This window comes from Yersinia kristensenii (assembly GCF_900460525.1).
Lineage (GTDB): Bacteria > Pseudomonadota > Gammaproteobacteria > Enterobacterales > Enterobacteriaceae > Yersinia > Yersinia kristensenii.
Genome location: NZ_UHIY01000001.1, coordinates 485,768 through 505,684, shown reverse-complemented (window position 1 = coordinate 505,684; position 19,917 = coordinate 485,768). Strand labels below are relative to the sequence as shown.

Below are 19,917 nucleotides of genomic sequence, written 5' to 3'. Positions count from 1 at the left end.
GTTGTGACGATTAATAAATACCACTATTTTTTATATTAGTCGGAGTGAAATCTTATTGGCTGGATTAGTTAAAAAAACTGTCCAGTGCGTAATTGACTGGGAGAAATATTAAATATCCGCCGCAATGCGGTAGCGAAATTTGCCGGGCTAGTATAACCCGCAATAGTGGCGGCTTGATCAATACTGATCCCTTCTTTCTGAATAGCCAACATCGCGCGTTTTAAACGGCAATGGCGCAGATATTCAAACACCGTAATGTTGTAGCTTTCACGAAAACGCCGCTGCAAAGTACTTTGGCTCATATTCACCCGTTGGGCCAATTCACTCATTGAAAGATGGTCGGCTTCACCACTTTCCAGCCAGTCACGGACCTGTTGCACTCGGTTCATACCGCGTAATGATATTTTATTTTGCTGTAGCGCCTGCTGTTCCAGTGAACTGAATGCTTCAATAATCAGACCAATACATTGCGTTTCGCAGTGCAGGCGCTCCAATGGCGTTGAAAAGGGCGGCGCACTTGCTATTTTCTGAGCGATTGCTTGGGCATGAATTGATGGTCGCCATAAATGAATCGCCAAATGCTGCTGAGTGAAGTTGTATAAAGTATCCCAGGTGCCAGTCTGCGGCAGTAAATCGCCATATAACCATTCCCGATCAAATGTGAGGGTCAGAGTACGCTCATGGCTATTATTTTTACCGTGGCGAGTAAATAGCGTGTTTTCAGTGAGTGAAATCAGTGATGCATCGCTTTTCTCCTGCAAATGCAGGTGCTTACCACCAAATGAAATATGTGCGCTGCCACTGACCACAATCGCTAGCTTCAACGCTGGGTTGAGCTGATTCTGTGTCTTGATATCGGAAAGGTTGGTGACATTCGCGGTATGCAGGATCAGATGTGGATTCAGCCGCAATACCTGAAAATCGCCATACAATACAGGGTCGGTGGGCGCTAACTTAGTGCCGCTCAACTGATAATCACTGGCCACCAGATTTGACTGTTGCACAATTTGGTCGCGATAAATTGGTTTAGACGAGGGGGAGACATTGCGCAACTTGTTTTTCTTCACCACCGACATAATGAACTCTCCACTGATATTGACTTTATAACAAAGAGTTTTGCTGTTTACACAAACCTTTTTTCTGATTGCAAATGTAACAATTAGCCGCATGAATTGATAATGAAAATAATTATCAATCTTGTTCGTTTTTGTTGCCCCATGAATAGATTGGTAGAGACTTTCCTCTGCTGACATTCGCTGTGGGCTTTTGCATCGGGGAAAGTGTAATGAAAGTAAAATGGCAGCGGCGCTCTCTGACGACCTTAGCGAGCTTGATTGGTCTCTGTATTTCGACTCCGCTTTGGGCGCAGACACAAGATACCACTCAGGCAGGGTCTGATACCGACACGACACAACAACAAAAAACAACCACCGCAGAAAGCACAGCGGCAACTGGCGATACCTTGGTGGTCACGGCTCAGCAGCAAGTCCGCCAGGCACTGGGCGCATCGACTATCACCGCAGAAGATATCCGCAAGCGCCCGCCAGCGAATGATCTATCCGAAATTATCCGTACCATGCCCGGTGTTAACCTTTCCGGTAACTCTGCCAGCGGCCAGCGCGGGAATAACCGCCAGATCGATATTCGCGGCATGGGGCCGGAAAATACCTTAATTATGATTGATGGTATTCCGGTATCGAGCCGCAATGCGGTGCGTTATGGTTGGCGTGGCGAGCGCGATACCCGTGGTGATACCAACTGGGTACCAGCGAATATGGTTGAGAAAATCGAAGTCTTGCGCGGCCCTGCGGCTGCGCGTTATGGTAATGGTGCCGCGGGTGGTGTGGTGAATATCATCACCAAGCAGCCGGATAAAGAGTTGCATGGTAGCTGGAATGCCTACATGAACCTGCCGCAGCACAGCGAAGAAGGCGCGACCCATCGCACCGACTTCAGCCTGTTGGGGCCATTAAGTGATACCGTCAGTTTCCGCTTATACGGTGGATACAATAAAACTGATGCTGATGATTGGAATATAAACCAAGGCCATGAATCAGCACGAACCGGTAATCAGGTGGGTACCTTGCCAGCCGGTCGTGAAGGGGTTCGTAATAAAGATATCAATGGCTTACTGCGTTGGGAGTTTGCTCAAGGCCAATCCCTGGAGTTTGAGGCGGGTTATAGCCGCCAGGGGAATATTTATGCTGGTGATACACAAAACACTAACAGCAATGCCATTGTTCGCAGTTTATATGGTGCGGAAACCAACATAATGTACCGCGATAATTTCTCGCTGACACATCGCGGTTTTTGGGATAACGGCGTCAGCACCACCTCCTATGTCCAATATGAAAATACCCGTAACTCACGTATTAATGAGGGGCTGGCGGGTGGCACCGAGGGTATCTTCTCCAGTAACAAATTCAGCACGATCAAGCTGGACAACTATCTAGCCCATTCCGAGGTTAACCTGCCCTTTGAGTTAGGGGTTAATCAAGTGCTGACTGTCGGTGCGGAATGGAATAACCAGAAAATGAATGACCCGACCTCTAATACTCAGACCACAACTGAGGGCGGCAATGTCGGTGGTTTGACGGGCGTAGGGCGAGATACGCGCACTTCAGCACAGATAGCCTCGGTGTTTGTGGAAGATAATATCGAGTTGACGGATACCACCATGCTCACTCCAGCGCTGCGTTTTGATCATCACAGCACCGCGGGAAGCAACTGGAGTCCGGGGCTAAACCTGTCACAAGAACTGGGCGATTATTTCACCATGAAAATGGGGATAGCCCGCGCCTATAAAGCGCCAAATCTCTATCAAACCAACCCTAACTATCTGTTATATAGCCGTGGTCAGGGGTGCTATGGCGCAGGGGGCAGTTGTTACCTCATGGGTAATGACAATCTGTCGGCTGAAACCAGCATCAACAAAGAGATCGGTTTTGAATTCCACAATGACGGCATCATTGCCGGTATCACTTACTTCCGTAATGATTACCGCGATAAAATTGAGCCGGGTATGGTATCCCAAGGCAAAGCCAATGGCGGCACCGGAAATTATACTAATTCCGATATCTTCAAGTGGGAAAACGTACCGAAAGCGCTGGTTGAAGGGCTAGAAGGTAACTTGACCGTGCCATTCACCGACGCGGTGCAATGGAGCAGCAATCTGACCTACATGCTGGAATCTAAGAACAAAACGACCGGTGACTACTTATCAATCACGCCGAAATATACCTTGAACAGCTCATTGAGTTGGCAGGCAACAGATGATTTGTCCTTACTGTCGACGGTGACTTGGTATGGCCGTCAGAAGCCGAAAAAATATGATTATCAAGGTCTGCCGGTCACGGGCACCGCGCGTAATGAAGTTAGCCCGTATGCTATCTTCGGCCTGAGCGGTAGCTATACAGTGACCAAAAATGTCAGTGTCACCACCGGGATTGAAAATCTGTTCGATAAACGCCAGTTCCGCGCGGGCAATGCCCAGAGTGTGGCGGGGATCGCCGGGGCAGGGGCTGCCACTTACAATGAGTCAGGGCGGACATATTTTGTTAGCTTGAATACCCAGTTTTAAATGTCCCTTCATACTTGGGGCCGCAGGGGTGTTAGCTACGCGCACTAACCCGAATCACTTACTCATGTAAGCTCATCGGGGTTAGTTTGCTTGCTGCCTACCTGCAACCCCAATTATTTTGGGCATTGGTTTTTTGTTAATGCAGAAACAGGCGTTATCGGCTGTTTCTGCTTCATTTATCGCCACAATATCGTCCATTTGTTATTCCTCGCCCTAAAAATCCTACCGGCAGCACGAGATTCTCATTGCAAGATGGTATCCATTCATTTAATAAGGTTATTATGTCGAGGTATTTTACAGATATTACCCTACCGCAAGGGGCTAATTGAGAGCCGCTATCAATACGTCAGATGATTACACTGCGCTCAACGATTCAGCAAAAATTTAATGTTGCTTTTATGTGAACGAATTAACACTGAGTTCAAATACTGATATGCTGGCTGAGCGAAGCTGGGCATCTTACCTTACACCTACTGCATCAATGATGATGGCTGGTGGCTTACTGATAGCCTAGAAAATAAATGACAATAAAAGCGAGGAGAGAGTCGTGCTAGAAGAATACCGTAAGCACGTAGCCGAGCGTGCTGCTGAGGGTATCGTCCCTAAGCCATTAGATGCGTCACAAATGGCCGCGCTGGTTGAATCATTAAAAAATCCGCCTGCGGGCGAAGAAGAATTCCTGTTAGATCTGCTGATTAACCGCGTCCCCCCCGGTGTTGATGAAGCAGCCTATGTTAAAGCCGGTTTCCTGGCGGCCATTGCCAAGGGCGAAGCCCACTCTCCCCTGATTAACGCCGAAAAAGCGATTGAACTGCTTGGTACCATGCAGGGTGGCTATAACATTCATCCACTGATTGATGCATTAGATAATGAAAAGCTGGCACCGATTGCGGGCAAAGCGTTATCTCATACCTTGCTGATGTTTGATAACTTCTACGATGTGGAAGAAAAAGCCAAAGCGGGCAACCCCCACGCCAAGAAAGTCATGCAATCTTGGGCAGATGCCGAATGGTATCTTTCCCGCCCGGCGTTGGCAGAAAAAATCACTGTCACCGTGTTTAAAGTGACCGGTGAAACCAACACCGATGACTTGTCTCCGGCTCAAGATGCTTGGTCTCGCCCTGATATCCCATTGCATGCTTTGGCGATGCTGAAAAATGCTCGCGAAGGTATTCATCCGGATCAACCGGGCAGTATTGGCCCGATCAAACAGATTGAAGAACTGAACAAAAAAGGTTTTCCACTGGCCTATGTTGGCGATGTAGTCGGTACCGGTTCGTCCCGTAAATCTGCCACTAACTCCGTACTGTGGTTTATGGGCGACGACATCCCTTACGTGCCAAACAAGCGCGGCGGCGGTGTGGTGCTGGGCAGTAAAATTGCGCCCATCTTCTTTAACACCATGGAAGATGCCGGTGCTTTGCCTATCGAAGTGGATGTCAGCAACCTGAATATGGGCGATGTCATTGATATTTATCCATATCTGGGTGAGGTTCGTCATCATGATAGCGGCGAAATACTCGCAACTTTCGAGCTGAAAACTGACGTACTGCTGGATGAAGTTCGTGCTGGTGGGCGTATCCCGTTGATCGTCGGTCGTGGCTTGACCACTAAAGCTCGCGAATCTCTGGGCCTGCCGGTCAGTGAAGTCTTCCGTATCGCGAAACCGGTTGCCAAAAGCAACAAAGGTTTCTCGCTGGCGCAGAAAATGGTGGGTCGTGCATGCGGTGTTGCCGGTGTACGCCCAGGTGAATACTGCGAACCTAAAATGACCTCGGTCGGTTCGCAAGATACCACCGGCCCGATGACCCGTGATGAGCTGAAAGACTTAGCCTGTCTGGGGTTCTCGGCTGACTTAGTGATGCAGTCATTCTGTCATACAGCGGCGTATCCGAAGCCAGTTGACGTGACCACTCACCACACGCTGCCGGACTTTATTATGAACCGTGGCGGTGTGTCGCTGCGGCCAGGTGATGGCATCATTCACTCATGGCTTAACCGTATGCTGCTGCCAGATACTGTCGGCACTGGCGGTGACTCCCACACCCGTTTCCCTATCGGGATTTCTTTCCCTGCGGGTTCTGGTCTGGTGGCTTTTGCGGCTGCAACAGGCGTAATGCCTTTGGACATGCCTGAATCGGTGTTGGTGCGTTTTAAAGGTAAAATGCAGCCGGGTATCACTCTACGTGATCTGGTGCATGCAATCCCTTACTACGCGATTCAGGAAGGCCTGCTGACGGTTGAGAAGCAAGGTAAGAAGAACATCTTCTCTGGCCGAATTCTGGAAATTGAAGGTCTGCCAGAGCTGAAAGTTGAACAGGCATTCGAGCTGGCGGATGCTTCCGCTGAGCGCTCTGCTGCTGGTTGCACCATCAAGCTGGATAAAGCGCCGATCATTGAATATCTGCAATCCAACATTGTGTTGTTGAAGTGGATGATAGCTGAAGGTTACGGCGACCGCCGTACGCTGGAGCGCCGTGTCAATGGCATGGAAAGCTGGTTGGCGAACCCGAATCTGCTGGAAGGTGATGCGGATGCGGAATATGCCGCAGTGATCGAAATCGATCTGGCGGAAATCACTCAGCCGATTCTGTGTGCGCCAAACGATCCTGATGATGCCCGCTTGTTATCTGATGTGGCTAACAGCAAAATCGATGAAGTCTTTATCGGTTCCTGTATGACCAACATTGGTCACTTCCGTGCTGCCGGTAAGTTACTGGATCAACATAAAGGTCAGTTGCCAACCCGCTTGTGGGTTGCACCACCGACTAAAATGGATGCTGCGCAGCTGACTGAAGAGGGCTACTACAGCGTCTTTGGTAAGAGTGGTGCTCGTATTGAGATCCCAGGCTGCTCTCTGTGCATGGGGAACCAGGCGCGCGTGGCAGATGGCGCTACAGTGGTTTCTACTTCCACCCGTAACTTCCCGAACCGCTTGGGCAATGGGGCGAATGTTTATCTGGCTTCGGCTGAACTGGCGGCGATTGCATCACTGCTGGGGCGTCTGCCAACTCCTGATGAATATCAAACTTACATGGCCCAGGTTGATAAGACCGCAGAAGATACTTACCGCTATCTGAATTTTGATCAGTTAAGCCAATATACGGATAAAGCTGATGGTGTGATCTTCCAAACCGCGGTGTAAGTCGCTATATTTCGCACCCGACGGGAGGCCAATGGCCTCCCGTATTTATTTTAAAAAACCGCGTCTAAGTGAATTTTTGCTGGCTTTGCGAGTTTGCGCCAAGTCAGGCAGATAAATACGGTTACACTCATTAAAAGAGCATCAGGAGGGCATGCTATGGACTATGAATTCTTGCGTGATTTAAGCGGGCAAGTGCTGGTCAGATTCTCCATGGGGCATGAAGTGATCGGCCACTGGCTCAATGAAGAAATTAAAGGTGATTTGGCAAAGCTGGATCAAATTGAAGCGGCTGCCGCCGAAGTCAAAGGCAGTGAGCGCCAGTGGCAACTGGACGGGCATGAATATACCTTGTGGCTGGACGGCGAAGAAGTGATGGTGCGCGCCAATCAATTAGACATTGAAGGCGACGAGATGGAAGAGGGCATGAATTATTATGATGAAGAAAGCCTCTGCCTGTGCGGTTTGGAAGACTTTCTTTTAGTATTGAAAGGCTATCGTAACTTCATCATTTCTAAATGATTTATACCCAAAGAACTTGGCGTTGTAGACCGACGGTAAGTCAGTGATTTGGGTAAGAGAACGTCGCTAACAACCCTACAGCTTCAAGGGCGAAGGGGAGTGCGGCTGGCAGACCAGCAGAGTAATGAACCGGCAACCACCATCGCCACACCCGGCCAGAAAGCGGCTGACGGCAAGGTATTGAGCCACAAACTGGCAATCAGTATCGAGAGCAAAGGTGTGAAGTAAGAGAGGGCAGCGACCAGTGTGGCGTTGCCTTTTTTCATGGCGATATCCCAGCACAAATAGGCCAGCGCAGTATTGGCTCCCATCAGTAGCAGCTCAAAAGTGGCGCGCTGAGTGAAATGCAACTTACCGGGTGTCAGCATAAAAAACATCACCCACAGACACAGGGCGCAGGCGAGCAAAAAGAGCGGCAAGGCCCCCGGCCCGTGGCTATATACACGCACCAGATTGGAATAAGCCGCCCAAGTAAAGGCCGCAATCAGCGCCAGACTGTAAGCCAGTGGGTTACTGCTGATATTGGTTTTCAGAATACTAACATCCAACCCCTCTCCGCCACTCACCACCCAAATAACGCCAAACAGCGCCAAAGCGGCTCCCGGCCACAGCCACCAACGCGCCCGCAGTTTGAGTAAGGGCACCGCTAATAGCAGAGTTAAGCTGGGCCAGAGATAGTTAATCAGGCCAATTTCGAGTGTTTGTTGGCGGTCATTTGCCATCCCGATGGCTAAGGCAAAAGCCACCATATACACCACAAACAGTGCTCCACAACCATACAGATAAGCCGGATGCTGCCCGCGCAAAGTCGGTTTCCCGGCGACCAGCCACACCAATATTCCACTGACGGTATAAATAGCTGCTCCGGCCCCAAATGGCCCCAATGTTTCAGAAAGCCCGCGTGTCAGGGCGACACTCATGCTCCAAAGCAGGATCGCAATAATGCCATACAGGGTAGGGAGGCGGTTCATGGGGCGGCATCATCCTTATGCAACGTCAGACAAAAAAACGGATCTCCTTATACATCGTCAATCAGGATGATGGGAATAGCTGCAACCAATTATTTGCTCAATGGGTAAGGGGTTAAAATAGCAAATCAGCCAAACTGCCATAATATTTGCACCGAAAATTACATAGGCTAACCCGTGAGTTGTTCTCTCAGGCTGGCTTGCCGATTTCCTCTTATCAATGCAAATCAGCCGCGTATCCCCCACAGCACCAGGAAGGTGATTTATGGCCGGATTTGCTTATCGACGCGTGCGTATACTGAGCTGGATACTGATTTATTTGACGGCGGTGTACCCTTTGCACCCGGCCATGGCTGCCGGTATTCAAGCCGTGGATCGCCAAACAACAGTGAAACTTTACGGCGAGACTCCGGTGGTTAATATCGCCACACCCAATGCCGCCGGTGTCTCTCATAACCGCTATCGTGATTTTAATGTTCCCCCCAAGGGGGCGGTGTTAAATAACAGTCAAGTGGATCTCAATTCGAAATTAACCGGTCATTTGGCCGCCAATCCACATTTAACTGGCGATAATGCTGCCCGATTGATTATCAACGAAGTGACGAGCCGTCAGCCGTCATCACTAGAAGGAATGCTGGCAGTTTTTGGCCCCAAGGCCAGTGTGATTATCGCCAATCTCAATGGGCTGATTGCCAATGACAGCTGGTTTAGCAATATAGACACAATGACGTTAACCACCGGGACGCCGATATTGAACCCGCAAGGGGCGCTGGAGCGGCTAAATGTTGTGGGCGGTGCTATCACTATAGGTGATAAAGGACTAAATACTCGTCATCAGGATGATACCGCCATCATCAGCCGCACGCTCAAGCTTGACGGTAAAATCTATGCAAATCAGCTTGATATTATTCTGGGTGTTAATCAGGTTGATTATCAGAATGGGAGTATTCAACCTTTACCCGCAGCGGGAGCCACCCCCGCACTGGCGATAGATACCCACGTTCTCGGTGGGATGTATGCTGATCGTATCCGCCTGGTATCAACGGAAAAAGGTGTGGCTGCTAACCTTAAAAATATTTTCATTATCGAGGGCGATGCAAATATTGATGTCGCGGGCAATGTGACATTAGGTAATCTTTTCGCGAAAAAAGATCTGAATATTGTCAGTAAAAAAGCCACTATTTCTGCGGGCAGTAAATTACTTAGCGGCCGTGATATTTCGCTAGTCAATAGCGAGTTTAATAATTTCGGCCGGGTAGCGGCAGAGGGCGATCTGCGTATTTTTAGTGATCAAGTAAAAAATGCCGGCCAACAAGCGCTGCTTATTGCTAATAACAATATATGGATACAAAAAGATGCCGCAGGGAATAAAAATACGCGGGTTGAAAATAAATCCGGCACCATTAAAACCAATAGTGGTGATTTAATTATCCGTACTGAAAAACTGGAAAATAGTCGCCCGATAGTGACTGCCGGGTGGCAGAAATTAATTCCGGATTCGCGCCAACTTAATGATTATGATGACGATAGCGATTCACCGGGCAAAGTTATCATCACATTAGAATACGACTGGCCCACCCGAGAATTGCCCGAAAAATGGTTTGGTGCCATCGAAACCGGTGAATGGCAAAGTGGTGTCTGGCGGATCAACACTGAAAAAAGTGTTTGGCAACTAAATGCATTATCACCGGCTGCCACCCTGTATTCAGGGAATGATTTGTATATTAATGCCAGCCAGTTAGAGAATAAAAACAGCCACATCAGTGCCACGAAAGATATTTTCCTGACCGGTAATGATTTTTTAAACGGCAGCTCCAGTCATTGGGTAAAAGATGAATTTCGTTATTATAAAGTGGATTATCACTGGCCGGATTATTATGTTTTCCATGACAGTCGATTGTTTTACCAGTTAACTGAGGCTGAAAAACACAGTGCGACAATCACGGCGGGTGGAAATATCGTGCTGGACTTTAACAACAATATTCAGTTACAGCGCCCGGTGCCGGAGTTAGATAAAGCTGCTCCCTTATCATTATCCGAGTTCACACCGCCGGTATTAAAAGGCCATAATATTTTACTGCATGGTAAGACTATTTCCAGCAGTGATTTAATACAGGCCAGTGGCGACATTACCTTTATTGCAGAAGACAGCATTGCATTAGCCAATAGCAGTTTGCGTGGTCAGGATATTTCACTGACGGCACTGAATGATATTTACTCATCATCAAGTGAATTTTTGGGGAGCAACATTTTATTTCTGAGCCGTGAGGGGAATATTAAAACAAATTCACCTGACATGTCTTCGCGTCAGCCAGATGATGCGCGGGTATTTAATCTCATTAAAGCCAGACACGATTTTACTGCCATTGCAGGTAAAGATATTAACTTAACCGACACCATTATCCATCCGGCAGCTAATATTAGCTTATCGGCCGGCCATGATATTAATATTTCACATATACTCAAGCCAGAAGAAATCCTAATTACCGATGGATTTTTGGATCCAGACAAGTATATGGAAAATATTAACCAACTATTATCGCTATCCAATCGATTAACCAGTAATGGCGATAATATACTGAATGCCGGTAATAACCTGACGTTACAGGGGATCCAGCTAAACGCCGGACAGGATATTAACTTGCACGCTGCTCGTGATATTGAACTGGAACCCTATAATATAACTGTTTGGTCAGATCTTATGGAGCGTTATAATAACAACCATTCAGGCTCTACATATTATAATATATTCCCTCGCGCCCAAACCCCTGATTATACAGTTCAGATAAATGCCAAAGGCAATACCTTAATTAATGCCGGTCGCGATATTCTGACCCGGGGCAGCAATATTAATGCGGACAATAATCTCACCTTATTAGCGGGACAACATATTCAACTGGCGGTGCTGCCATACACTGGTATTGATTGGGCTGATGACTCACGCTACACCCGCCACGCCGCTACTCGCTTGAAAGCCGGCAACACTCTGAATGTGGTGGCCAATCATGATTTTATCACCCAGGGCGCAGAACTGACCTCCGGTGGTGACATGACACTGACTTCCGGCGGCAATATGCGCTTTGAATCGGTGTTGAACGAAGATCATTACGGCGGTGGCGATAATTCCAGCTACAGAAAACTCCAGCAATCCACCCAGCTCAACAGCGGCGGTGCACTGACGTTAATTTCAAACGGCAGCATCTTGTTTCAGGCTACTCAGTTGGTAGCTAAAAAAGTGATGGATATTGCTGCCGAGGGTGGCTATTTATTCGCCCAGGCAATGGAAGAAACCAGCCATGCCGAAGAACGCTGGAGTACCCGCAAATGGTGGGGGCGAAAAAAATCGCACCATAATGTCCATCATGTGGCGACCAATAAAGTGACGGAATTCACGGCTGATGGTGATATCAGCTTGCTAAGCCGCGATGACAGTACCTATCAGGCGAGCAAAATTGCTGCTGGCCAGAATGCCAAACTGACCAGCACCCACGGCAAAGTGATTTTCGAAGCGGTCAAAAACACCACATTTGAGCAAAAAACCAGCTTATCGAAAGGTTTCTACATCAAAAACACCGATAAAGGATACCAGAAAGATAAATGGGTGCTGCCCAGCGTACAAACGGGGGGCGAGTTTAGGGTAAATGCTGCTGATGGGATTAGCGCAGATGTTAAAGCGCAAAATAACCAATCGGTACAGGCGGCGGTTAATGAACTGGCCACCATCCCCGGCAATGAATGGTTAAAAGATCTGCATTTGCGCGATGACGTGCAGTGGCAAAAAGTGATGGATGCCTATCATAGCTGGGATCACAAAAGTGAACACCTGAACCCGGTGGTGGCGGCATTGATTGCCATTGGTGTGGCTGTTGCCACCTCGGGTTCAAGCCTGGTTGCCCATGCCAACATTGCTGTCGGTAGCGGGGTAGCTGGTGGGGCGGTCACGGCGGGTATGTCATCGTTGGCCGCACAGGCGGCGGTGGCGTTAGTTGAACATAAAGGCGATTTATCTAAAACATTCAGTACCTTGGGCAGTAACGAGTCGGTGAAATCCCTGGCCACCTCAATGGCGGTGGGGGGCGCATTGAGCGGGTTTGATTCGCTGATGGGCTTTAATACTGCCGCCGATGGTGCCAGTGCGGCTAAATTACCGCGCCTGAGTAACGGCGATTGGAGCAAGGTCGCGCAGCGAGTTGCTGGCCAATCACTTATCAGTTCCAGCCTAAATACCGGCATTAATGGTGGCAGTTTTAAAGATAATCTGACCACGGCACTACTCACCAATATTGGCGGCCAGTTACATGCCGAGGGGGCGCATTTAATTGGCAATAACGGCAGTGTATTGGGCGTGCAGGGCAAAGCGCTGAGTCATGCACTGGTGGCGGGTGTTGCCGCTGAAATTGGTGGCGGCGATGGTAAAGGCGCGGCAGCAGGGGCACTGGCCGCCGAGCTTGCCGGTGTGGTGATGGGTGAGAATTTTATCGGCTCACAAAACTGGCAGGAAAAATCTGAACGTCAGGCTCAGTTCGTTCGGTTCTTGGGCGGTGTGACCGGTGCGGTGTTTACCGGAAAAGCGGAGGGGGCATACAGCGGTGCTAATGCCGCTGAAATGACATTCCGTTATAACTATCTTAGCCACCATCAGCAAAAACTGATGGAGGCTGAGATGAATGCGGCTAACACACTGGCCGATAAAGGTAATGTTTTCATTCGTTGGGGAATAACCAGCGCGACACAAGACGGCGCTTTTGCAGCAGGTATTGTTGCTGGTGTGCCGGAGGGTTTGCATGACAGTGCAATAGGGCTGCTTGGGGTGCTGAAAGAGCCTAAACAAACCTTTATGGCACTGAAAGAGCTGATTAACAGCGATGATGTGTTGGGCAAGGTGGCGCAAAGTGTCAAGCAAGACTGGCTATCACGAATTGACAGAATGGAAGCACATTACCAGCAAGCCGGAGCCAGAGGCGCATATGATTCCGGTGTTGAAGCGGGTAAACTGCTGGTTGAATATGGCGGTTATGCCGTAGGCGCTGGCGGTGTAGCAACGGGTAGCGCGCGCTTTGCCGCCGGGCAGGTGAAAAAGTTTAGGGGGGAAGGGCCAACGGTACATCCTGCTTTGCTTGATGAGTTAGCTACCAATGGTGTGAAATTTACGCCTGAAAATGTTCTAGCGATAGCTCGTACCCCAAGTGGACAGATTGTTTTCCTTGAAAAAGGCAGTGCTACAGCAGGATTGAGACATATTGTAGAGGAGCATGGTAGTCAATTTGCTAAAATTGGCGTTTCTGAAGTACAAATACCTAGAGTAGTAATGAAAGCTGTTGCTGATGGAAAAATTGTTGGCTACCAAGGCTCTGGTATTGGCCGCCCAATTTACGAAACTGTTATAAATGGACAAAAATATAACATTGCAATTACTGTCGGAAATAATGGTTACATTGTTGGCGCTAATTTGAGAGGGACAGTGAAGTGAAAACGATAAAATTAATGGCTGATTATGGATGCCATCCATTATGGGGAACAACGCCTAATGATTTTGGTGATATTTCACCTAATGAGTTGCCTATATCTACTGAACTTCAAGATAGCCTCAAACGTTGGGCAGATCGGTTCGAAGCGATACTTAATATGGATGATCCAGCATCGTCGGGATTTAAGAGTACCAGTGAAGAGGAAATGTTTATAGCTGATGGATATGAATTAGCTCAGCGTTTACGTGATGAACTGGGCAGTGAGTACGAAATTATCTATCGTTAATAATATTGGACCCCAGTCATAGTTAGTTGGAGTCTTATTTTATAATCAGAAATTAATTTCAATCTCAATTATTAACCATTATTACTCAGTGATTACCGTCTAGGGTGCCAAGTATTGCGACGGTAAACCAGTCAGTAACCGGCATTAAATGGGGGCAAGGTATTAGCCAGCAAGGAATGCCGTGGGAGAATTATGTCGGGACTCAGCTTCCGCAAAATTCACGGTTACCCGCAAACTTTAAGACATTTGATTACTATAATCGCATCTCACGAACTGCCATCAGTGTAAAAACCCTGGATACTACCACGGCAGTCAGGGTGGCAAACCCAAGGCAAATCTACAGTTCGCTGAAAGGGAATATTGATGAGGTAGTGAAGTTTCATACACATACTCTTTCAGGCGAACAGTTAAAATCTTCAATGATCTCGAACAGAGAAATACAATTGGCTGTTCCAGCCCTGACAAATAAAACTCAGTGGACAGAGAGAAATCGGGTAATTGAGTATGGTAGAAGCCAGGGTGTAAAAGTTACTGTGACACAGGTGAAATAGTTATGTTTAATAAAGATCAAGACTACTGGGTATCGGTTTATTCTACTAAAGACTTTTTGAGTGTTGAAACTGATTCTGGGCTGGGTAGGGTGCGTAGGGATCCACTTTTTCCTTCCCATCTATTACCACCAGATGCAGATAATCAAACTATCGGTGACGCTGTCCTTATTGCGTTATCAAATAGCCGGACATTATCACTTGAGGAGTCTGCGGACTTTTTTGATCTTGAAACAGGCAAAGAGCAATATGCGGCCTGGATAGCGATGCTGATGGAGAAATACGGTTATAAAACCAAGCGGGCATTATTTAAGGACATGAAAAACTGTTCTATTCATTGTATTAATGATTTGATCACCATCTCACCCACGCGCCATGAAAAACTAGAGGCATGGAGCGGCAGAGGGATAAAGGAATCGGATGATGTTGTTATCCCCGCAGACAGTATTCCAGAAGAAATCGGTGCCGCATTGCGATTAGCCCTTAGCCGCTGTAAAGGCTGATATTTTCCCCTTACTTGCCCTGCTTCCTTAATCAAAAAATCCCGGTCAAAAGCCGGGATTTTAAACCTGATTTTACCCAAACGACATCACACTTCTGGCACGTTACGGCCATAGTAGATTTCCTGCATTTCTTTGTATAACAGGCGGGTAATTCGTTCTCGTTCTGCGGCGCTCAGCTCTTCTGGCTTGGCGTTAAACAGATAGTGCTTCAAATCGAAATCTTTCAGCATCATTTTGGTATGGAAAATGTTTTCCTGATAAACATTCACATCCATCATGTGATACAGCGACTTCATATCGTCAGACATAAAGTTCTGAATCGAGTTGATTTTATGGTCAATGAAATGTTTTACCCCGTTGATATCACGGGTAAAACCACGCACCCGGTAATCCATAGTAACAATATCGGATTCCAATTGGTGGATAAGGTAATTCAGCGCTTTCAGCGGTGAAATAACGCCACAGGTCGAGACTTCAATATCTGCACGGAAAGTGCATAACCCTGCTTCAGGGTGGCTTTCCGGATAGGTATGGACGCAAATATGGCTCTTATCCAAGTGGGCGACCACCGCACTCGGTAGTGGGCCGGGGTGCTCGGAGTTATCAACATCGCGCGGATCGACCGGCTCTTCGCTGACCAAAATAGTGACACTCGCCCCTTGAGGATCGTAATCCTGACGGGCGATATTCAAAATGTTTGCGCCAATGATCGAGCAGGTTTCAGTCAAAATCTCAGTCAGGCGGTTGGCATTATACTGTTCGTCAATGTAGGCGATATAGCCATCGCGGTCGTCTGCGGTCTCGGCATAACAAATATCGTAAATACAAAAACTCAGGCTTTTCGTCAGGTTGTTGAAGCCGTGTAGTTTAAGCTTGGACAATTTAGTTCACCTCCTTACTAATGATCAACATTTGGCCGTTAAGGCATCCAGCAAATACTGCGGCAAGGCAAAGCTGCCGACATGAATAGCTGGGTTATAGTAGCGGCAGGTCAGGCCCGCTTCGGCAAAGCGCTGTTGTAGCGTGGCAATATCTAATTGGCGCAACTGTGGGTTTTGCGTCGCCCAAGCGAAGGTCATGATACCGCCGTAATAGGTCGGAATGGCGGCCTGATAAAAACTGACATCCTTGAAATAGTGGCTAAGTTTGTTATGGCTGTCGACCGCTTCATCTTGTTGCAGGAAGCACACGCCATTTTGCGCCACAAAAATGCCGCCCTCGTTCAAACTACGGGCGCATCCTTCATAAAAAGCCGAGGTAAACAAGCTTTCTCCGGGGCCGATGGGGTCAGTACAATCCGAGATAATGACATCGAATTTTTCGGTCGTTTGATTAACGAAATTGACGCCATCATCAATCACTAACTTGAAGCGGGGGTCATCATAAGCGCCCGCATTATGCTTTGGGAGATACTGGCGGCAGAACTCGACGACACCGGCGTCAATTTCCACCATGGTAATCTGCTCAATATCTTTGTGGCGGCTGACTTCACGCAGCATCGCGCCATCGCCACCGCCGATGATCAGCACTTTCTTTACCTGACCATGGGCCAACAAAGGGACGTGCGTCATCATTTCGTGATAGATAAATTCATCGCGCTCGGTGGTTTGCACCACACCATCCAACGCCATTACGCGGCCCAGCACAGGGTTCTCAAAAATCACCAAATCCTGGTGCTCAGTTTTTTCGCGGTACAGTACATTCTCTACAGAAAAATACTGGCCGAAGTTGGCATGTAATGTTTCATACCATAGTTCTTTCTGTGACATGTTCGGGGCTTCTCCTTCGCAGTAACAGCCATGAAAAATGGGGGCAACATCATAGCCAACTCTGGCTGAGGTTGCACGATTGAATTTCAGACTGATAGGGTAAATGCGGGGTAGCTAGTTAGCGTAGGCCAATAAACTTAAAGAGTCACGAGCCAGAGATTTACATTTGGTCGGAACGGGGAGCGCGATACCACGCAGGTCGCGATAGCTCTCTTCACCCAACGCATTCATATTGAAGCTATTGTAGTTACGCAGGTCCCAGCGATTCTGTTGAGCAAAATAGACAATTGCCCGTTTGATTTCATTGTTAGGTAATTCGTTATAGCCGCAATCATTTTTCAGATAAACGAATACCGCAGTCAGATCGGCAAGATCTTCTGCTTCAGATTCACTTAATGCAGAACTGGCAGATGAGAATCCGCACAGGGCAAGCAGCAGCATAACTAATGTTGTTCTTTTCATCGCGGAAATAGGCTTATTCATTGTTAACAGACGTTATCACACTGTGATGGTTCAGAGTAAATTTTATTATGCCCTTAGTATGGGTATATACGGAGATTGATTCACAAAGTGATTGATTACAGCTTGACCTTCCCTTTAGGGGAAGGTTTATGCTGGCGGATAATGCTGTTTTTGTGCCAAGTAGGCACTTACTCACGATAAGTCTTATCATTATCGACAATCAGAATGGAGACGACCATGCATCGCCGTGATTTTATCAAGTTAACGGCAGCTCTTGGAGCCGCCACTTCACTGCCTTTATGGAGCCGCGCGGCTTTGGCCGCAGATTTTTCACCTTTACCTATCCCGCCACTATTGCTACCGGATGCCAGTGGCAATATTAATTTGAATATCCAAACTGGCACGGTGGCCTGGTTGCCCTCCGCCGCGACGCAAACTTGGGGCTATAACGGCAACTTATTAGGACCAGCTATTCGTTTACAGCGAGGTAAGCCGGTTACTATTCACATAACAAATTCCTTACCGGAAGCCACCACTGTGCACTGGCACGGCCTGGAAATCCCCGGCGATGTCGATGGAGGGCCGCAGGCATTGATTCAGCCGGGAGCAAAACGCCAGGTGGCATTGACGGCAGAACAGCCCGCCGCCACCTGTTGGTTCCATCCCCATACCCACGGTAAAACAGGCCGCCAGGTTGCGATGGGGCTGGGCGGTTTGGTGCTAATAGAAGATAGTGACAGTGAAAAACTGCCGCTGCCCAAACAGTGGGGCGTGGATGATATCCCGGTCATTTTGCAAGACAAATTGCTGGGTAAAGATGGCCAGATTAACTATCAACTGGATGTCATGACGGCGGCGGTAGGCTGGTTTGGTGACCGGATGCTCACCAATGGTGCCAGCTACCCACAGCAAATTACGCCACGCGGTTGGGTGCGCTTGCGGCTGCTGAATGGGTGCAATGCGCGCTCCCTGAATCTGGCCCTCAGCGATGGCCGCCCAATGTATGTAATTGGCAGTGACGGTGGGTTACTGGCAGAGCCGGTCGCGGTGCGCGAGTTGCCGATACTGATGGGCGAACGTTTCGAGGTGCTGGTGGATACCTCCGATGGCAAAGCTCTTGATTTGGTCACTTTGCCGGTCACACAAATGGGCATGACATTGGCCCCATTTGATAAGCCCTTGCCGGTATTACGCATTCAACCTTCTTTGGCAGCGGGCAGTAAAACATTGCCGGACTCTCTGGTGATAGTGCCGCCGCTGGTGGATGTTACCGGTTTGCCAGAGCGCTGGTTCCAACTGATGATGGACCCGAAATTGGATATGCTGGGTATGCAGGCGTTGATGAGCCGCTATGGTATGCAAGCCATGGCGGGCATGAGCATGGATCACGGCAATATGGGGGGAATGGAGCAGGGGGCTATGGGCGGCATGGATCACAGCAATATGAAAGGCATGAATCATGGCGCGATGAAAGCGGCTCCGGCTTTCGATTTCAGCCATGCCAATATGATTAATGGTAAAGCATTTTCAATGACCGACGCGGCATTTGATGCCAAACAGGGCAAATACGAGAAATGGACGGTTTCCGGTGAAGGCGACATGATGTTGCATCCATTCCATGTCCACGGGACGCAGTTCCGTATTTTGAGCGAAAACGGCAAACCGCCCGCAGAGCATCGCCGTGGTTGGAAAGATACAGTGCGAGTGGAAGGCGCGCGCAGTGAAATATTAGTGCGCTTTAATCATCTGGCTCCTGCCAGTACGCCTTATATGGCCCATTGCCACCTGCTAGAGCATGAAGATACCGGCATGATGCTGGGCTTTACTGTTAGTGCTTGAATCCCACCCCGGCGAGTCGGCCGGGGATGTTTTCTCTTTTATACTTTTAGCAGTTCAGTCAAGGCGGGCTGGAGTATCTGATTGCCGCTTTTATCTTCCTTAATGATATATCCCTGATAATAACTAAAGCCATCTCTCGGTATTTCTTCGATCAGCCATTCTGAATGTTGGAGTGCGAGTAGGTTTTTGACTGTCAGCCACATTTTACTGATAAGAAAACAGATAATCACTAGCGCCAATCCCATTATTACCCATAGCATATACGGGGTATCGGAAGGGGGAAGTTCAACAGTTTGGCGTAGAGCTAAATACAGGGTTACAGCTTGCAGCAACAGTTTGATGATCAGAAAACGTCGAAAGAAAGATGTCAAACGTGCACCACTGATAAAACAGGGGTTTTTTAAGGATGTACGCGTTTCTTGTACCGGGATCCCCCTGACATAAACCATCCATTGTGTTTTTTCAGTGATCAGATAAACCATCCCTTTCTCCGCCATTCGGTGCAAATGTAATGAAACCCAGACACTGAAGACCAGACCGACAATAAGGTAGTAAAAGATTGGGGCACTCAAACCAAAAAAGGCGACAAACAAACTGACGGCGGCGATAACCGTAAAAGTGACGGAATAAAGCCAGATACTGGTTGACTGATAATTCATTAAAACATTCCTTGTAGGGCGGCTCTCCACAGGCGATATCTGAGCCAAATTTAGGCCCTAGTATATCTCGCAATACTCCCGCTGTTTATCTTTGTTATACTTTCGCCCCGCCACTAAGCGGGGAGAGTGGCAGGATGTCCTTTGAATTGTGTTAAACTAGGGGCATCAATC

General features: G+C 48.2%; 14 protein-coding genes. 8 read left to right on the top strand and 6 right to left on the bottom strand.

The window, feature by feature from the left end:
* Positions 1-68: 68 nt before the first annotated feature.
* Positions 69-1,076, bottom strand: coding sequence for a helix-turn-helix domain-containing protein (locus DX162_RS02390; RefSeq protein ID WP_032819163.1), 1,008 nt, complete (start codon positions 1,074-1,076; stop codon positions 69-71).
* 209 nt (positions 1,077-1,285) lie between these two features.
* Between DX162_RS02390 and DX162_RS02385 the strand changes: the two genes are divergently transcribed.
* From DX162_RS02385 to yacL, 3 genes are all read left to right on the top strand, one after another.
* A complete protein-coding gene (locus tag DX162_RS02385) occupies positions 1,286-3,580 on the top strand; it encodes a TonB-dependent siderophore receptor (RefSeq protein ID WP_004389033.1) in 2,295 nt (764 codons plus the stop codon).
* A 547-nt stretch (positions 3,581-4,127) separates the two neighbouring features.
* Positions 4,128-6,725, top strand: a complete 2,598-nt coding sequence (gene acnB, locus DX162_RS02380; RefSeq protein WP_098080983.1) for a bifunctional aconitate hydratase 2/2-methylisocitrate dehydratase — start codon at positions 4,128-4,130, stop codon at positions 6,723-6,725.
* A gap of 156 nt (positions 6,726-6,881) precedes the next feature.
* The gene (yacL, locus tag DX162_RS02375; RefSeq protein ID WP_004389038.1) at positions 6,882-7,244 is read left to right on the top strand and encodes a protein YacL; all 363 of its coding nucleotides are present in this window, start codon (positions 6,882-6,884) and stop codon (positions 7,242-7,244) included.
* A gap of 83 nt (positions 7,245-7,327) precedes the next feature.
* On the opposite strand, the gene yddG is transcribed toward yacL, so the two are convergent.
* Entirely contained in the window at positions 7,328-8,215 is an 888-nt protein-coding gene (gene yddG / locus DX162_RS02370) for an aromatic amino acid DMT transporter YddG (protein WP_004389040.1), read from the bottom strand.
* Between the two features lie 262 nt (positions 8,216-8,477).
* Here yddG and DX162_RS02365 point away from each other — a divergent pair, with 262 nt between their 5' ends.
* From DX162_RS02365 to DX162_RS02350, 4 genes are all read left to right on the top strand, one after another.
* Positions 8,478-13,682: a DUF637 domain-containing protein gene (locus tag DX162_RS02365; RefSeq protein ID WP_115155832.1), complete on the top strand. Its 5,205-nt coding sequence runs from the start codon at positions 8,478-8,480 to the stop codon at positions 13,680-13,682.
* Positions 13,679-13,966 (top strand): hypothetical protein, encoded by a 288-nt coding sequence (locus DX162_RS02360; RefSeq protein WP_050111575.1) that lies wholly within the window; start codon positions 13,679-13,681, stop codon positions 13,964-13,966. Before DX162_RS02365 ends, DX162_RS02360 begins: the two co-directional genes overlap by 4 nt.
* A 176-nt stretch (positions 13,967-14,142) precedes the next feature.
* Entirely contained in the window at positions 14,143-14,517 is a 375-nt protein-coding gene (locus tag DX162_RS22835; RefSeq protein WP_049558837.1) for an endonuclease toxin domain-containing protein, read from the top strand.
* A gap of 2 nt (positions 14,518-14,519) precedes the next feature.
* The gene (locus DX162_RS02350) at positions 14,520-15,017 is read left to right on the top strand and encodes a contact-dependent growth inhibition system immunity protein (protein ID WP_004389045.1); all 498 of its coding nucleotides are present in this window, start codon (positions 14,520-14,522) and stop codon (positions 15,015-15,017) included.
* Positions 15,018-15,103: 86 nt separating this feature from the next.
* On the opposite strand, the gene speD is transcribed toward DX162_RS02350, so the two are convergent.
* The 3 genes from speD to DX162_RS02335 form a co-directional block, all read right to left on the bottom strand.
* Entirely contained in the window at positions 15,104-15,898 is a 795-nt protein-coding gene (speD, locus tag DX162_RS02345) for an adenosylmethionine decarboxylase (RefSeq protein WP_004389046.1), read from the bottom strand.
* Positions 15,899-15,922: 24 nt separating this feature from the next.
* On the bottom strand, positions 15,923-16,786 hold the full coding sequence (gene speE / locus DX162_RS02340; RefSeq protein WP_004389047.1) for a polyamine aminopropyltransferase: 864 nt from the start codon (positions 16,784-16,786) through the stop codon (positions 15,923-15,925).
* A gap of 114 nt (positions 16,787-16,900) precedes the next feature.
* Complete coding sequence (locus DX162_RS02335; RefSeq protein WP_032819165.1) at positions 16,901-17,248, bottom strand: YacC family pilotin-like protein; 348 nt, start codon at positions 17,246-17,248, stop codon at positions 16,901-16,903.
* 237 nt (positions 17,249-17,485) lie between these two features.
* Between DX162_RS02335 and cueO the strand changes: the two genes are divergently transcribed.
* Entirely contained in the window at positions 17,486-19,087 is a 1,602-nt protein-coding gene (gene cueO, locus DX162_RS02330; protein WP_004389049.1) for a multicopper oxidase CueO, read from the top strand.
* 38 nt (positions 19,088-19,125) lie between these two features.
* On the opposite strand, the gene DX162_RS02325 is transcribed toward cueO, so the two are convergent.
* Positions 19,126-19,746 carry a hypothetical protein gene (locus DX162_RS02325; RefSeq protein ID WP_004389051.1) on the bottom strand — a complete coding sequence of 207 codons (621 nt, stop codon included), beginning with the start codon at positions 19,744-19,746 and terminating at the stop codon, positions 19,126-19,128.
* Positions 19,747-19,917: the final 171 nt, after the last annotated feature.

What these genes read in the sequence shown, in the direction of transcription:
- DX162_RS02390 (WP_032819163.1), bottom strand. Translation starts at nt 1,076, where the DNA reads ATGTCGGTGGTGAAGAAAAACAAGTTGCGCAATGTCTCCCCCTCGTCT.
- DX162_RS02385 (WP_004389033.1), top strand. Translation starts at nt 1,286, where the DNA reads ATGAAAGTAAAATGGCAGCGGCGCTCTCTGACGACCTTAGCGAGCTTG.
- yacL (WP_004389038.1), top strand. Translation starts at nt 6,882, where the DNA reads ATGGACTATGAATTCTTGCGTGATTTAAGCGGGCAAGTGCTGGTCAGA.
- yddG (WP_004389040.1), bottom strand. Translation starts at nt 8,215, where the DNA reads ATGAACCGCCTCCCTACCCTGTATGGCATTATTGCGATCCTGCTTTGG.
- DX162_RS02365 (WP_115155832.1), top strand. Translation starts at nt 8,478, where the DNA reads ATGGCCGGATTTGCTTATCGACGCGTGCGTATACTGAGCTGGATACTG.
- DX162_RS22835 (WP_049558837.1), top strand. Translation starts at nt 14,143, where the DNA reads ATGCCGTGGGAGAATTATGTCGGGACTCAGCTTCCGCAAAATTCACGG.
- DX162_RS02350 (WP_004389045.1), top strand. Translation starts at nt 14,520, where the DNA reads ATGTTTAATAAAGATCAAGACTACTGGGTATCGGTTTATTCTACTAAA.
- speE (WP_004389047.1), bottom strand. Translation starts at nt 16,786, where the DNA reads ATGTCACAGAAAGAACTATGGTATGAAACATTACATGCCAACTTCGGC.
- DX162_RS02335 (WP_032819165.1), bottom strand. Translation starts at nt 17,248, where the DNA reads ATGAAAAGAACAACATTAGTTATGCTGCTGCTTGCCCTGTGCGGATTC.
- cueO (WP_004389049.1), top strand. Translation starts at nt 17,486, where the DNA reads ATGCATCGCCGTGATTTTATCAAGTTAACGGCAGCTCTTGGAGCCGCC.
- DX162_RS02325 (WP_004389051.1), bottom strand. Translation starts at nt 19,746, where the DNA reads ATGAATTATCAGTCAACCAGTATCTGGCTTTATTCCGTCACTTTTACG.